This is a genomic window from Yeosuana marina (assembly GCF_011762485.1).
In the GTDB taxonomy this organism is placed as follows: domain Bacteria; phylum Bacteroidota; class Bacteroidia; order Flavobacteriales; family Flavobacteriaceae; genus Yeosuana; species Yeosuana marina.
Genome location: NZ_JAAKGI010000046.1, coordinates 163,129 through 177,272, shown reverse-complemented (window position 1 = coordinate 177,272; position 14,144 = coordinate 163,129). Strand labels below are relative to the sequence as shown.

The following is a 14,144-nucleotide window of genomic DNA, read 5'->3' as shown; positions in this document are numbered from 1 at the left end:
ATAACCAATAACCAACAACCAACGACCAAACAAAAGGAAGAAGTGTTACCACAAATTCCTATCATCATCAAAGAGGAATATAGAACGCATTTAATTACAGATATTTCAGAAGTTAATATTTCAGAAAAAGTAACATTTGCAGGTTGGGTAGCGAGCGTAAGAGACCACGGAGAATTAATATTTATTGATTTACGTGATTCGAGTGCCGAAGTATTCCAAGTACGTTTAAGTAGAGAATCGTTCCCTAATTTAGATGAATTGGTAAAATTAAAACCAGAATCTGTTATCACGGTTAGCGGAACCATTGTACAAAGAAAAGAAGACGATTATAATCCAGCTTTACGCACCGGAAAAATAGAATTAGAGGCTTACGAATTAGATATTCTAAACCTATCGAGAACCTTACCTTTTGAAATTAAACGCGCTACAAAAACAAACGAAAACACCCGTTTTCAGTATAAATATTTAGATCATAGAAATGATGATGTGCGTCGTGTTATTGTAAACCGTCATAAAGTTATTAAGTTACTTCGTGATATTTTAGATAAACAAAATTTCTTGGAAATTGAAACCCCTATTTTAAGTGCTGGAACCGATGAAGGAGCAAGAGAATTTATTGTACCTTCAAGAAAACAGGCAGGCGCTTTTTACACCTTACCACAAGCACCTCAGCAATTTAAACAAATATTGATGGTAAGTGGTTACGAAAAGTATTTCCAGATTGCACGTTGCTTTAGAGACGAAGATTCTCGAGGTGATCGCCAACCAGAATTTACGCAATTAGATATAGAAATGGCTTATGCCAGCATGCAGCAAATAATGGATTTGAACACAAACATGTTCAATAAAATTGTTGAAAAAATATATGGTAACAAATGGATTTTACGTCCGTTTGAAGTCATTACCTATAAAGAGGCGATGGATAGCTATGGCTGCGACAGACCCGATTTACGATTTGGTTTAAAACTTCAAGACATTACAGATATTGTAAAAGACACCACATTCCAAGTGTTTAGTAAACCTATTGAAGAAGGTGGTATCGTAAAATGCATTAAAGTTTCTGCAAAAGAACAAGGAAACAAACGGTTATCCAAAGGGCAAATTGAGAAACTAACCGGAATTGCTCAACAACACGGTTTAGGTGGTTTGGCTTACATTATAGTAAACGAAACTGATTTACAATCGCCTATTATTAAATTTTTAGGAGAAGATATTGCTGCTGGTATTATTAAAACTACCAATGCGCAAGTTGGAGATATTGTGTTCTTCTCAGCTGCCGATTATGCTACCGCTAACAAAGCATTAGATGCTGTTAGACAAGAGTTAGGAAGCATGTTACGACTCATAAATCCTAAGGAATTAAGACCAGCTTGGGTGGTAGATTTCCCAATGTTTGAAAAAACAGATGAAGGCAGATGGACGTTTACTCACAACCCCTTTTCAATGCCTGCTGTTTATGATATCGAAAAACACATGAACGGTAAAGAAGACGAAATTGGTAGTATTATCGCGCAACAATACGATTTAATTTTGAATGGCTACGAAATTGGTGGCGGTTCTGTGCGTGCGCACAAACCTGAAATTTTAGAAGCTACCTACAGAAACATGGGCTACAACAAAGAAGAAATGCTTAAAAGCGTTGGGACCATGCATAAGGCCTTTCATTATGGAGCGCCACCTCATGGTGGAATCGCTTGGGGTGTTGATAGATTAATGATGATTTTAGAGAAAAAAGCATCGATACGTGAAGTCATGGCATTCCCTAAAACAGGTACGAGTGACGATTTATTATTTGGAGCGCCATCATTACTTTCAGACAAAAAAGTAGAAGAAATGAATGTGAGAATTATTAAAAAATAGATTATTTCAACAAATAGAATTATAAAAATGTTTCAGTATAACTGAAGCATTTTCTATTTTATCATTTAACTAGTTATAAAATTTAACATTTATCTAAAACTTTTATAAAAACTTTAAGAGTCTTTCAGCTTAACTTTAAAAAATTTAAAACTTAAAAACAAAAATCTTATGAAAAAGTTTACTCGTTATTCAACACTAGTCTTTGTATTTCTTATGCTTTTGTCCTTAAATGCCAAAGCACAAGAATTCAAAGGATTAGACAAAAGCCCCATGGATGCAAGTGCATATCCAAGTAGCAGCAAAGTGTCCGATAAATCAATAAAAGTGGTTTACAGCCGACCACAACTTAAAGGAAGAGATTTGTCAACATTGGCGCCAAACGGTAAAGTATGGAGAACAGGTGCTAACGAAGCAGCCGATATCGTGCTTTATAAAGACATGAAGTTTGCTGGAAAAGAGCTTAAAGCAGGGGAATATTCATTATTTACAATTCCTGGAGAGAAAGAATGGACGATTATTTTTAGTAAAGATATTAATGTTTGGGGTGCTTATTCTTATAATGAAGCCAATGATGTGCTTAGAGTAAAGGCTCCAGTTACATCAAGTAAGGAATCACTTGAAGCATTTTCCATCACTTTTGATGACAACGCTATGTATTTGGGTTGGGGAACGACCAGAGTTGCCGTACCTATCAGTAAGTAAAAAAAATTATGATATAGAAAAGCCCTGATTTTCAAGGCTTTTCTATTACGGAATATTTAAATATTTATGCGTTTGAAGCGATACTTTCCATTTAGGATTTCTCATCACGTAATCCACAATCTCTGGAATCACTTTATCGCGTTTACTCCATTCTGGTTGCATGTACAAAATGCAATTTTTATTCACCTTGTCGGCTTGTTCTTCCGCAAAGCGAAAATCATCTTTATTGTAAATAATTACCTTTAATTCATGTGCTTTTTCATAAACTTCAGGAGTCGGTAATTTTAATTTTTTAGGCGACAAACAAATCCAATCCCAGGTTCCTGTTAATTTATAAGCTCCAGATGTTTCTATATGAACTTGTAAACCTTCAGCTTTTAACTTCGAGGTTAAAAATGTCATATCCCAAGTTAATGGTTCACCTCCGGTAATTACGATCGTATCACTATATTTTTTAGCATTTTCAACAATTTTAACAGCACTTGTTGGCGGATGCAAATTGGCATTCCAGCTTTCTTTAACATCACACCAATGGCAACCCACATCGCAGCCACCAACTCTAATAAAATAAGCAGCTGTTCCTTTGTGAAATCCCTCTCCTTGAATGGTATAAAACTCCTCCATTAAAGGCAGCATCTCGCCTTTATCAACTAAATTTTGAATCTCTTTTTGCATAAGTGTGCAAAGATACTATTTTGCTTACTAAATGTTGATAGTTTTATTTACGTTGTTTGTATGAATTCAATAGGAATAGTTATTTTTATGCAAAATTATCAAGAATGAGTAATAAAGAAGCGTTTTTAAAATATATAAACGATGGCAATACCACCAAAGGTGATTTTATTCCTGTTGGTGCAGCCATGTTAGACGGTGAAACCATTACGGGAGCTCATGTAAAAATCCCTTTAAAAACTTTAAATCGTCACGGTTTAATTGCCGGTGCTACGGGTACAGGTAAAACGAAATCATTACAAGTATTAGCAGAAAATTTAAGTGACAAAGGAATTCCTGTTTTACTTATGGACATTAAAGGTGATTTAAGTGGTTTGGCCCAACCAAGTCCTGGTCATCCAAAAATTGATGAACGAATGGAAAAGATTGGCTTACCATTTGAAGCTAAATCGTTTCCTGTAGAGGTTTTAACGTTATCAGAACAAAATGGGGTTCGTTTAAGAGCAACTGTTAGTGAATTTGGACCCGTACTTCTTTCAAGAATTTTAGATTTATCTGAAACGCAAGCTGGCGTTGTTGCTGTTATTTTTCAGTATTGCGACAACAACAAAATGCCTATTCTAGATTTAAAAGATTTTAAAAAGATTTTACAATACGCAACACAAGAAGGTAAAGAAGAATTTGACGACGCGTATGGCAGGATTTCTACCGCTTCTACAGGTGCTATTTTAAGAAAAATCATAGAACTTGAACAACAAGGTGCCGATTTATTTTTTGGAGAAACTTCGTTTGAGGTTGATGATTTGTTGAGAATTAATGACGAAGGTCGTGGCTATATTAATATTATGAGGCTGACTGATATTCAAGATAGACCCAAGTTATTTTCTACGTTTATGTTGAGTTTGTTGGCAGAAATTTATTCTACATTTCCTGAACAAGGTGATAGCGACCGACCAGAATTAATTATCTTTATAGACGAAGCGCATTTAATTTTTAATGAAGCCTCTAAAGCATTACTTAGTCAAATTGAAAGTATTGTAAAATTAATACGAAGTAAAGGCGTTGGCCTCTATTTTGTAACGCAAAACCCAACCGATGTTCCTGAAGCTATTTTAGGACAATTAGGTTTAAAAATTCAACATGCGCTAAGAGCCTTTACAGCCAACGATAGAAAAGCTATTAAATTGACGGCACAAAACTATCCAGACTCTGAGTATTACGACACTACCGAAGTACTTACATCGCTTGGAATTGGTGAAGCGCTGGTTTCTGCTCTTGATGAAAAAGGGCGCCCTACTCCATTAGCCGCGACCATGATGCGCGCTCCAATGAGTAGAATGGATGTTTTAACAGATACCGAATTAAGCAGTTTACTTTCAAAGTCAAAACTAGTTAAAAAGTACAATGAAACTATTGACCGAGAAAGTGCTTATGAAATGCTGAATGAAAAGATAGAAAAAGCTGAAGCTGAAGAAGCCAAAGAAAAAGCAAGACAGGAAAAAGAAGCGCTTAAGAAAGCAGAATCAAAACAAAGAACAACAACAAGTTCAAGAAGACGAAGTACCGCAATGAATCCTGTTGTTAAAGTCCTAACAAGTGCTACTTTTATAAGAAGCGTTTTTGGCATTTTAACCAAAGTTTTAAAAAAATAATTCATTAATCAATTAATTTTAAGTCCCACATGAACAAATCATTTTTATTTTTTAGTCTTATTTTATGTATTGTTTCAAGTTGCAAACAAGAACAAGATCCTTTTCAAATAGGTAAACAACATATTGGATTGCTTACGGATTCAACACAGGTAAAAGATCTTAAAGCTATTTATGCAAATGACTCTCTCGTAAATTATAATGGCAATCAATTTACAGGACTGATTAATGATATTGATGTTTTTGAAAAAGGAGGCAAAAAATTATTAAGCATAAGTCCACGTAACCCGTCTGATTCCACCTCATATATTCAAAGCGTTAGAGTTTTTGATCCTCGCTTTAAAACTGAAAAAAACGTTTCTGCAGAAAGCACATTTAAAGACATTTCTAAAAATTATAAAATATCACGAATCGATAATTTAATAAATACCATTGTTGTTTCCGTGAATGAAATAAATGCTTCATTCACCATTGATAAGGAAGAATTACCTGCCAATATGCGCTTTGATAGGAGTTTATCTATTGAAGCAACTCATATTCCAGACAATGCTAAAATCAAGTATTTTTTCTTGAATTGGAGCAAAACTAAGTAACCAGAAAACACAATGAATCCAATTTTTTCAAAAATATTAATTGATGTTGCTCGTAAAAAACTCGGGGCAAAAAAGGGTTCGAAAAGTGTAAGTGACAAAGAAATTAAACCTATTGTAAAAAATCTTCAGGTAGAATTATCGCATGCTATCCAAGACTATATTTTTATAATTATTGGTGTTTTTTCAGCAGGTTTTGGTTTAAAAGGCTTTTTATTACCCAATAAGTTTATTGATGGTGGTGCTACAGGTATCTCGCTACTTTTAGGAAATATTACAACACTTGATTTAAGCATACTATTGATATTAGTAAACCTTCCTTTTTTGATTCTGGCTTCTAAAACTATTAATTTTAAATTCGCCATTAAAAGCGTCATAGCCATTACACTTTTGGCTATTGTTGTACATTTTGTTGAGTACCCAATTATTACAGAAGACAAATTACTTATTGCTGTATTTGGCGGTTTCTTCTTAGGATTAGGAATTGGGATGTCGATGAGAGGTGGTAGTGTAATTGATGGCACCGAGGTTCTAGCTATTTTTTTAAGCAGAAAATTATCTTTAACGATTGGGGATGTTTTATTAGTTATCAATATTATTATATTTTCTTTTGGCGCCTATATTCTATCTGTTGAGACAGCCCTTTACGCCATTCTTACGTATCTAGCGGCAGCAAAAACGGTAGACTTTGTAGTAGATGGTGTTGAAGAATATGTAGGTGTTACTATTATTTCTAATGAGAATAAAGCAATCCGAACTATGCTTATTGAAAAGTTACAACGCGCTTGCACTATTTACGCTGGAAAAGGAGGATTTGGAAAACATAAAGAAAGTTATGATAAAGATATTATCTACACCGTGGTTACACGTCTGGAACTTGCAAAACTACAAACTGAAATAGATAAGATTGATAGAAATGCCTTTATAGTCATGGGCACAGTAAAAGATTTAAAAGGAGGTATGATTAAAAGAAAACCTCTAAAAAAATAATAAGAAACACAAATGAAAAAATACACTATTCAAAATAATCCTTTTGTAGTGCCAACAACAGATGGCAAAGTCATTAAAGAGCATTTTGGTTTAGCTTCAGATGGAAATTCTAAAATAAGCATTGCTCATATGATTGCACCTGCAGGCTGGAGCGAACCTTTTCAAATACCAGAATTTGAAGAATTCACGTTCATCATAAAAGGAAAAAAACAATTTATTATTGAAGATGAAACCATCGTCTTGGAAGCAGGACAATCTATTAAAATTGAAAAAAACACCAGAGTTCAATATTCCAATCCATTTACAGAACCTTGCGAATATTTAGCGATTTGTAAACCTGCTTTTTCGATAGACAAAGTTAACAGAGAAGATTAATGGCTTCTATTTTTGTAAAACTTGTAGGCCTATCAATTAATGGGTTAAGTTATATTTCAAAAAACTATGCCGCCGATAAAGCCTTATCCTTATTTTCAAAACCTAGAAAAGGTCAAATAACTAAAATACAAACTGAATTTCTGAAAACTTCGGTCAAGGAAACGCTTTATTATGAGGACTTTGAAATAATGACATACAAGTGGCCTGGAAACAAACAAACTATATTATTGGCCCATGGTTGGGAAAGTAATTCGGGCAGATGGAAACCTCTTGCAAAGCACCTAAAAAAGAAAAATTATACTATTATTTGTTTAGATGCGCCAGCGCATGGTAACTCCGGAAGTGCGCATTTCAATGCTATTTTGTATTCAGAATTCATCAATATAGCTGCCCAACATTTTAAACCAGATATTATTATTGGGCATTCTGTTGGTGGTATGGCTGCTGTTTTTTTTCAACACAAATACCAACTACAACATTTAAAAAAATTAGTGCTTCTTGGTGCGCCCTCAGAATTTACAGGTGTTTTCAAAAGCTATACCGACATGTTAAGTTATAATCAACGCGTTATAAAGCAAATTAATAAGATTATTCTAGAACGCTTTGGAGCATTACCTGAATCCTTTTCAACCGCAACATACATTAAAAAAATTGATGCAGAAGGCCTGATTATTCATGATGAAGACGATAAGATTATTCCCTACAACGATGCGCTTCTCATTAAAAATAATTATAAAAACAGTCAACTTATCACCACAAAAGGTTTGGGACATTCTCTTAATCATAAAAGCGTAACATTACATATTTCGGAGTTTATTGATGATTAAACTTATTATCTTTGTTCTATGGAAGAACCTTTAAAACGAATTAATAAATATTTAAGCGAAGTAGGCTATTGTTCTCGTAGAGAAGCGGATAAACTTATTGAAGCAGGCCGTGTTACTATTAATGATGAAGTGCCTGAAATGGGAACCAAAATAACTCCAAACGACCGTGTTTCTGTAGATGGAAAACCCATAGAAAACACTAAAGAATCGTTTGTTTATTTGGCGTTTAACAAACCTGTTGGTATTGTTTGCACTACCGATACCTCTGTTGAAAAAGATAATATTATTGATTTTATTAACTACCCAAAACGTATTTTCCCTATTGGAAGGTTGGACAAACCCAGTGAAGGCTTAATTCTTCTTACTGATGATGGTGACATTGTCAATAAAATTCTTCGCGCTAGTAATAATCACGAAAAAGAATATCTTGTAAAAGTTGATAAACCTATCTCTCAAACCTTCATTGAACGGATGTCTGAAGGCATTCCGTTAGCGGACTTAAACCGAACCACAAAAAAATGTAAGGTTAAAAAAGTAAATACTTACGAATTTAAAATTATTCTAACACAAGGTTTAAACCGGCAAATTCGACGTATGTGTGAGTATTTAAATTATGAAGTTGAGACACTTAAACGTATTCGAATTATGAATATCGAGCTCGATATGCCACTTGGAACGTATCGAGAATTAACAACAGAAGAACTTAAAGAACTGAATGTTTTAATTGAAGATTCAACCAAAAGTTATAGTCCAACATCTCAAAAAACATCTAAAAAATGACATCCATTTCTCCATTTCATTTAGCCATTCCTGTTCATAATTTAGCAGACTGCAGACTATTTTATAGAGACGTTTTAGGCTGCGAAGAAGGACGAAGTAGCGACCATTGGGTAGATTTTAATTTCTTTGGGCACCAATTGGTGATTCATTATAAACCCAAAAAAGAAGAATCAGAATTACATACCAATCCAGTAGACGGAAAAGACGTTCCTGTACCTCATTTTGGAGTAGTGTTGCCTTGGAATGATTTTCAAACGTTTGCAGACCATTTAAAATCGAAAAACATTCAATTTGTTATTGAACCTTATATTCGATTTGAGGGACAAGTTGGAGAACAAGCTACCATGTTTTTTTATGACCCTGCAGGAAATGCTTTAGAATTTAAAGCTTTTAAAGATTTAAGTCAGTTGTTTGCTAAATAAACTGTTACTTTAAGTGACGCTCTCTTGCTAACAATGTGTTTTTTAACAACATAGCAATTGTCATTGGACCTACACCTCCTGGCACAGGCGTTATATAACTGGCCTTTTTACTAACACTTTCAAAATGAACATCTCCAGCAAGACGATATCCAGTCTTTTTTGTGGCGTCTGGTACTCGTGTAATTCCCACATCAATAATTACAACGTCCTCTTTAACCATGCCACCAGTTAAAAATTCAGATATTCCAATGGCAGCAACAATAATATCGGCATTTCGTGTAATCTCTTCTAAATTTTTAGAGCGACTATGAACTACTGTAACGGTAGCATCACCAGCCTTACGTTTTTGACTCATAAGGATACTCATTGGGCGGCCAACAATATGACTTCTACCCATAACGACTACATTTTTTCCTGAAGTTTCAACTTGATAACGCTCCAATAATTCTAATATTCCAAACGGTGTAGCTGGTAAAAATGTTGGTAAGTCTAAAGCCATTTTCCCAACGTTTACAGGATGAAATCCGTCAACATCCTTATCTGGGTTTACAGCCATTAAAACTTTTTGCTCGTCGATTTGTTTTGGCAATGGTAGCTGTACAATAAAGCCATCTATATCAGTATTGCTATTGAGTTCTTGTATTTTTTCGAGTAATTCGCTTTCGGTAGTATATTCAGGTAATTCAATTAGCGTGGAGTTAAATCCAATACGCTCGCATGCTTTTACCTTTGCGTTTACGTAGGTCATACTAGCGCCATCAGACCCAACTAAAATAGCGGCTAGGTGAGGTACTTTTTCGCCTTTAGAAATCATTGCTGATACATGCTCTGCAATTTCATCTTTTATGTCGTTACTAACTTTTTTACCGTCTAAAATTGTCATATTCATTAAGTTTTCAGTCACAGTCATGGTCGAAGTTTTTCACTCTCCTGAACACCTTTCCTGCAAATAATTATCTATTCTATTTTTACTCCAAACTTCGATGGATTATGAATCATAAAATTTAGTAGTTTACCAATCTCTTTTCCTTCTTTAGAAAATTTAGAATAATCTTCATCTGAAATATATTTACAGGACAATGCAAAATCTAACCAGGTATTAGTTTCTGAATTTTCAGCATCAGCATCAGTAAGTTTACTAACAAAATGTTTAGGATATCTTCTCTTTCTATAAGCTTCAGATATGTTTGCACAAACTGAACGCGAGCTTCGTCTTATTTGATCTGTCAAAGAATATGTCTCCTCTTTTGGAAAAGATTTTGAAATTTCAAAAATAGCCATCGCTAAATCAAACGATTTTTGATAAGCTAGTAGTTTTTTGAAATCCATTACTTTTATTATATAAAACTGAAAACTGCGACTGCAAACTTATATTAACGCATATTCTGCATCATTTGCATCATTTTCTTTCCGCCGCCGCCTTGCATCATTTTCATCATTTTGCTCATTTGGTTAAATTGCTTTAACAACTGATTAACTTGCTGAACAGAAGTTCCTGAACCTTTTCCAATACGCTTTTTTCTACTTGCATTAATAACCGAAGGATTTGTTCTTTCTAATGGAGTCATAGAATGAATAATGGCTTCAATTCCTTTAAAGGCATCATCGTCAATATCAACATCTTTAAGCATTTTTCCAGCACCAGGAATCATCCCCATCAAATCTTTCATGTTCCCCATTTTCTTGATTTGCTGAATTTGCTTTAAGAAATCATCAAACCCAAACTGGTTTTTGGCTATTTTCTTTTGAAGTTTTCTCGCCTCGACTTCATCAAACTGCTCTTGTGCCCGTTCAACTAAAGACACTACATCACCCATACCAAGAATACGGTCTGCCATACGTGACGGATAGAACACATCAATCGCTTCCATTTTCTCGCCTGTACCAATAAACTTAATTGGTTTATTAACTACAGATTTTATAGATATAGCAGCTCCACCGCGGGTATCACCATCTAATTTAGTAAGAATAACACCATCAAAATTCAACACATCGTTAAACGACTTTGCTGTATTGACGGCATCTTGCCCTGTCATTGAATCAACTACAAACAATGTTTCTTGTGGTTGAATAGCTTTATGAATGTTTGATATCTCGGTCATCATCACCTCATCAACAGCTAAACGACCAGCAGTATCTATAATAACCACATTAAACCCGTTAGCTTTTGCATGGGCAATACCAGCTTTTGCTATGGCGACAGGATCTGTATTTCCTTTATCACTAAAAACCTCAACATTAATTTGATCTCCAACAACATGCAATTGGTCTATTGCCGCAGGACGATACACATCGCAGGCGACTAACAAAGGCTTTTTTGTTTTTTTATTTTTAAGATAATTGGCGAGTTTACCAGAAAACGTTGTTTTACCAGAACCCTGTAAACCCGACATTAAAATAACACTTGGCGTTCCAGAAAGATTGATACCTTCAGCATCGCCTCCCATCAATTCGGTTAACTCGTCTTTAACGATTTTCACCATTAATTGACCAGGCTGTAATGTTGTTAATACATTTTGACCGAGTGCTTTTTCCTTAACTTTTACAGTAAATTCTTTAGCTATTTTAAAGTTAACATCGGCATCTAAAAGGGCTCTCCTCACCTCTTTTAGAGTCTCTGCAACATTTACTTCTGTAATACTTCCATGTCCTTTTAAAACATGTAACGCTTTATCTAACTTCTCGCTTAAATTATTAAACATAGTTCCTTTTCAATTTTTAAGATGCGCAAATTTAAGGATTTGAAGTGTATTATAGAAGTATCATTCTATAAAAATAAAAAGCTGCCAAAACATATGTTTTGACAGCCTTTATAAAGGAAACTTAAATAAATAATTAACCTAACCAACCGAATATGAAAGTCTCCCTTTTATTTATTTTATTTCAAGAACTAATATTCGTTCTACCTCACCAGTAAAACTATAATCTTTAAGCTCTATTCTGGTTTGTGAAATTTCTTTAATTCTCCAACGATGGTTTAATACTTGAAATGGTACTTCTATGCCAAAGTTTAATCCTAAAAATAAGCCATCATTTCTGTATGCTAACCACGATCCATCAATTAAACCGTTATTAGGATCGGTTACTGCAACAGCACCACTTTCAAGGAAATTTATAGTATACATAAAATAGTCGCTTGTTTTATCAACATCACCATCTTGATATAGGGCTACTTGCCAATCTGATGAAATAATGACATCATTGATATAGTTTATATCATTATCTCCATCAGGACAATATCGTCTTATAATCATAGAGTTGGTTAAACTTTCGAGCTTTATTAAATCTGGTTCTAAAAATGCTACTAACCATTCTAATTCTAAATCTGGCCTTCCATCTAAATGAATTTGTAATACAAACCCAAGATTAGCGTCTTGGACTTCCCATGTTCCTGTTACAAGTTCTCCTTGCACTCTTAATTTTACAACGCCATCATCTTCAAATTTTAATGGAGTTCCTATATAATCGCTTTCCTTATCGGTTCCAGCAATTCTTAAACGTTCAATACGCCAGAAACATTCTTTTAAATAGTTTTCTATTCTAGTTTTAGTTTGATCAAAAACGATATCGCAATTTTTTGCTAAAATAATTTTGTTTCCACCTTCTGCTAGAAGTTTGATTCTTCCGTATTCAATATCATACACTAACCATTCTAATGTAAAATCCTCTGCACCTTCTAATTGAAGATTAATCATAGCGCCCTTATCTGTGAGTCTTGTAGTCCAAGTTCCTGAATACACTTCACCATTTCTAGCTCGTACTTTAACAACACCATCTTCATTAAATATCATCAAATATTCACGGTATTTATCACTTAATTCAACGGCATTTCTATTAAAATCTCGCACAACCCATGGGCAGGTTACCAATAAAGCATCTAAGCGCTCTAAGGTAAAGTCTGTATCATGGTAATCATTATCATCATCTTCATCACAAGCATTTTTAGCTTCTTCAATAGTGTTTTGTAATTCTAAATTATTATACACAGAAATTGTAGATCCATCTGATAAAACCATTGTTACAGGAAAATCAAGACTTGCAAATACTTCACCTTGCTTAACTCGGTGAATAAACATAAATAACTGTCTATCGTTTTCTATTGTAATATTATCAATAACCTGAAATTGGGTGTTATAAACTGAAAACGAAATAGGGTATTGAAAATCGATACATTCTATATCATCATCAGGCTGGTTATTATCTTGGCATTGAGCAATTAGATTTTCTAAGGCCTGACGATCTTCAAGAACTATTTCAGAATGATCTGCTAAAATAATGGTAATTGGAAAAACAATATCAAGATTATCATTATCATCTTCAAATTCATCAAAAATGGTTTTAATAACTTGATAATCGTCTTCAGAATCTATAGTAATTTCAACACCATTAGCTATCACTGTTACTGGTAATTCAACAGACATGCAACTGGCTTTGTCAATTATATTGTCTTTAGACCCATCCATTTTGGCAGCAGAACTGATTAATGTTGTTAATTCTGAATCGGCAACCAACGCTTCTGATTCTGCTGGTGGCGTTACATCAACAACTTCTTGTTGACAAGACATTAAAAAAGAAAGGGCAAAAAGAGGTAATAAGAAAAGAAATTTAAGTTTAGTTTTCATATTTAGTAATTTTGGGTTAAACATAGCATTTTGATTATAGAACATCTTAATAATAAAAATTCCTACCCTATGTTTAGTTTTTTTTTACTTTAGTGCAAACTATCACCAATAATAATGGGGAAACAGCTACATGACACTATTTGCGAAGAGTCTATTTTTTCGTCAATATTCAATAAACACTCTAAAGATTTACATAACTTTTTATATTATAAGTTTGGCGAGTTGCTTAACCCTAAAGATAAAGTACAAGAAGCTTTTATTAAACTTTGGCAAAATTGCTCAAAAATATCTCCTGATAAAGCTAAAAGTTTTTTGTTCACCACCGCGAATAATTTAATGCTTAATGAAATTGCCCACCAAAAGGTCGTTTTAAAACACCAACAAACAAAGCCAAAAACATACACCAATGAAAATCCTGAATTTTTAATGCAGGAAGATGAATATATGCAAAAACTCCAAAAGGCACTTTCTAATTTAACAGAAGCGCAACGGGTTGCTTTTTTAATGAATAGAATTGAAGGAAAACGTTTTAAAGAAATAGCAGAACTATTAAACATATCGACTAAGGCTGTTGAAAAACGTATTTACGGAGCTTTAGAAAAATTACGGAAGGATATTAAAGAATTATAAGTAATAAAAATAATTTTAATTCTAG

The 14,144-nt window shown here is 33.9% G+C and carries 14 protein-coding genes and 1 pseudogene; 10 read left to right on the top strand and 5 right to left on the bottom strand.

Annotated features, from left to right (window positions below; translation table 11 throughout):
- Positions 1-36: 36 nt before the first annotated feature.
- Together aspS and G5V56_RS18450 are read left to right on the top strand one after the other, a co-directional pair.
- A pseudogene (aspS, locus tag G5V56_RS19235) lies at positions 37-1,860 on the top strand (aspartate--tRNA ligase); the annotation flags it as partial.
- Positions 1,861-2,028: 168 nt separating this feature from the next.
- On the top strand, positions 2,029-2,562 hold the full coding sequence (locus tag G5V56_RS18450) for a DUF2911 domain-containing protein (protein ID WP_166967935.1): 534 nt from the start codon (positions 2,029-2,031) through the stop codon (positions 2,560-2,562).
- Between the two features lie 45 nt (positions 2,563-2,607).
- Here G5V56_RS18450 and G5V56_RS18445 read toward each other — a convergent pair whose 3' ends face one another.
- Entirely contained in the window at positions 2,608-3,237 is a 630-nt protein-coding gene (locus tag G5V56_RS18445; protein WP_166967933.1) for a 7-carboxy-7-deazaguanine synthase QueE, read from the bottom strand.
- Positions 3,238-3,341: 104 nt separating this feature from the next.
- On the opposite strand from G5V56_RS18445, the gene G5V56_RS18440 reads away from it, so the two are divergent.
- Genes G5V56_RS18440 through G5V56_RS18410 form a run of 7 tightly spaced genes read left to right on the top strand, consistent with a single transcriptional unit; the run spans position 3,342 to position 8,867 of the window.
- Positions 3,342-4,886, top strand: coding sequence for a helicase HerA-like domain-containing protein (locus G5V56_RS18440; RefSeq protein WP_166967931.1), 1,545 nt, complete (start codon positions 3,342-3,344; stop codon positions 4,884-4,886).
- Between the two features lie 29 nt (positions 4,887-4,915).
- On the top strand, positions 4,916-5,476 hold the full coding sequence (locus G5V56_RS18435) for a hypothetical protein (protein WP_166967930.1): 561 nt from the start codon (positions 4,916-4,918) through the stop codon (positions 5,474-5,476).
- 12 nt (positions 5,477-5,488) lie between these two features.
- Entirely contained in the window at positions 5,489-6,463 is a 975-nt protein-coding gene (locus G5V56_RS18430) for a YitT family protein (protein ID WP_166967928.1), read from the top strand.
- Between the two features lie 12 nt (positions 6,464-6,475).
- Positions 6,476-6,838 (top strand): cupin domain-containing protein, encoded by a 363-nt coding sequence (locus tag G5V56_RS18425; RefSeq protein ID WP_166967926.1) that lies wholly within the window; start codon positions 6,476-6,478, stop codon positions 6,836-6,838.
- Positions 6,838-7,665 carry an alpha/beta fold hydrolase gene (locus G5V56_RS18420; protein ID WP_166967924.1) on the top strand — a complete coding sequence of 276 codons (828 nt, stop codon included), beginning with the start codon at positions 6,838-6,840 and terminating at the stop codon, positions 7,663-7,665. The genes G5V56_RS18425 and G5V56_RS18420 overlap by 1 nt, the downstream gene beginning before the upstream one ends.
- Positions 7,666-7,683: 18 nt before the next feature.
- The gene (gene rluF / locus G5V56_RS18415; protein ID WP_166967922.1) at positions 7,684-8,445 is read left to right on the top strand and encodes a 23S rRNA pseudouridine(2604) synthase RluF; all 762 of its coding nucleotides are present in this window, start codon (positions 7,684-7,686) and stop codon (positions 8,443-8,445) included.
- Positions 8,442-8,867 carry a VOC family protein gene (locus G5V56_RS18410; RefSeq protein ID WP_166967921.1) on the top strand — a complete coding sequence of 142 codons (426 nt, stop codon included), beginning with the start codon at positions 8,442-8,444 and terminating at the stop codon, positions 8,865-8,867. The genes rluF and G5V56_RS18410 overlap by 4 nt, the downstream gene beginning before the upstream one ends.
- Positions 8,868-8,871: 4 nt before the next feature.
- Here the strand turns inward: G5V56_RS18410 and G5V56_RS18405 are convergent, their stop codons facing one another.
- The 4 genes from G5V56_RS18405 to G5V56_RS18390 all read right to left on the bottom strand — a co-directional run bounded on the left by G5V56_RS18405 (position 8,872) and on the right by G5V56_RS18390 (position 13,489).
- Positions 8,872-9,750 (bottom strand): bifunctional 5,10-methylenetetrahydrofolate dehydrogenase/5,10-methenyltetrahydrofolate cyclohydrolase, encoded by an 879-nt coding sequence (locus G5V56_RS18405; RefSeq protein ID WP_166968025.1) that lies wholly within the window; start codon positions 9,748-9,750, stop codon positions 8,872-8,874.
- Positions 9,751-9,824: 74 nt separating this feature from the next.
- Positions 9,825-10,196, bottom strand: coding sequence for a four helix bundle protein (locus G5V56_RS18400; RefSeq protein WP_166967919.1), 372 nt, complete (start codon positions 10,194-10,196; stop codon positions 9,825-9,827).
- Positions 10,197-10,240: 44 nt separating this feature from the next.
- Positions 10,241-11,569: a signal recognition particle protein gene (ffh, locus tag G5V56_RS18395; RefSeq protein WP_166967917.1), complete on the bottom strand. Its 1,329-nt coding sequence runs from the start codon at positions 11,567-11,569 to the stop codon at positions 10,241-10,243.
- Positions 11,570-11,740: 171 nt separating this feature from the next.
- Positions 11,741-13,489 (bottom strand): hypothetical protein, encoded by a 1,749-nt coding sequence (locus G5V56_RS18390; RefSeq protein WP_166967915.1) that lies wholly within the window; start codon positions 13,487-13,489, stop codon positions 11,741-11,743.
- 114 nt (positions 13,490-13,603) lie between these two features.
- Between G5V56_RS18390 and G5V56_RS18385 the strand changes: the two genes are divergently transcribed.
- Complete coding sequence (locus tag G5V56_RS18385) at positions 13,604-14,119, top strand: RNA polymerase sigma factor (RefSeq protein ID WP_166967913.1); 516 nt, start codon at positions 13,604-13,606, stop codon at positions 14,117-14,119.
- Positions 14,120-14,144: the final 25 nt, after the last annotated feature.

Excerpts from the sequence above, each read along its gene's own strand:
- G5V56_RS18450 (WP_166967935.1), top strand. The coding sequence starts at position 2,029 with ATGAAAAAGTTTACTCGTTATTCAACACTAGTCTTTGTATTTCTTATG.
- G5V56_RS18445 (WP_166967933.1), bottom strand. The coding sequence starts at position 3,237 with ATGCAAAAAGAGATTCAAAATTTAGTTGATAAAGGCGAGATGCTGCCT.
- G5V56_RS18440 (WP_166967931.1), top strand. The coding sequence starts at position 3,342 with ATGAGTAATAAAGAAGCGTTTTTAAAATATATAAACGATGGCAATACC.
- G5V56_RS18435 (WP_166967930.1), top strand. The coding sequence starts at position 4,916 with ATGAACAAATCATTTTTATTTTTTAGTCTTATTTTATGTATTGTTTCA.
- G5V56_RS18430 (WP_166967928.1), top strand. The coding sequence starts at position 5,489 with ATGAATCCAATTTTTTCAAAAATATTAATTGATGTTGCTCGTAAAAAA.
- G5V56_RS18425 (WP_166967926.1), top strand. The coding sequence starts at position 6,476 with ATGAAAAAATACACTATTCAAAATAATCCTTTTGTAGTGCCAACAACA.
- G5V56_RS18420 (WP_166967924.1), top strand. The coding sequence starts at position 6,838 with ATGGCTTCTATTTTTGTAAAACTTGTAGGCCTATCAATTAATGGGTTA.
- rluF (WP_166967922.1), top strand. The coding sequence starts at position 7,684 with ATGGAAGAACCTTTAAAACGAATTAATAAATATTTAAGCGAAGTAGGC.
- G5V56_RS18410 (WP_166967921.1), top strand. The coding sequence starts at position 8,442 with ATGACATCCATTTCTCCATTTCATTTAGCCATTCCTGTTCATAATTTA.
- G5V56_RS18405 (WP_166968025.1), bottom strand. The coding sequence starts at position 9,750 with ATGACAATTTTAGACGGTAAAAAAGTTAGTAACGACATAAAAGATGAA.
- G5V56_RS18400 (WP_166967919.1), bottom strand. The coding sequence starts at position 10,196 with ATGGATTTCAAAAAACTACTAGCTTATCAAAAATCGTTTGATTTAGCG.
- ffh (WP_166967917.1), bottom strand. The coding sequence starts at position 11,569 with ATGTTTAATAATTTAAGCGAGAAGTTAGATAAAGCGTTACATGTTTTA.
- G5V56_RS18390 (WP_166967915.1), bottom strand. The coding sequence starts at position 13,489 with ATGAAAACTAAACTTAAATTTCTTTTCTTATTACCTCTTTTTGCCCTT.
- G5V56_RS18385 (WP_166967913.1), top strand. The coding sequence starts at position 13,604 with ATGGGGAAACAGCTACATGACACTATTTGCGAAGAGTCTATTTTTTCG.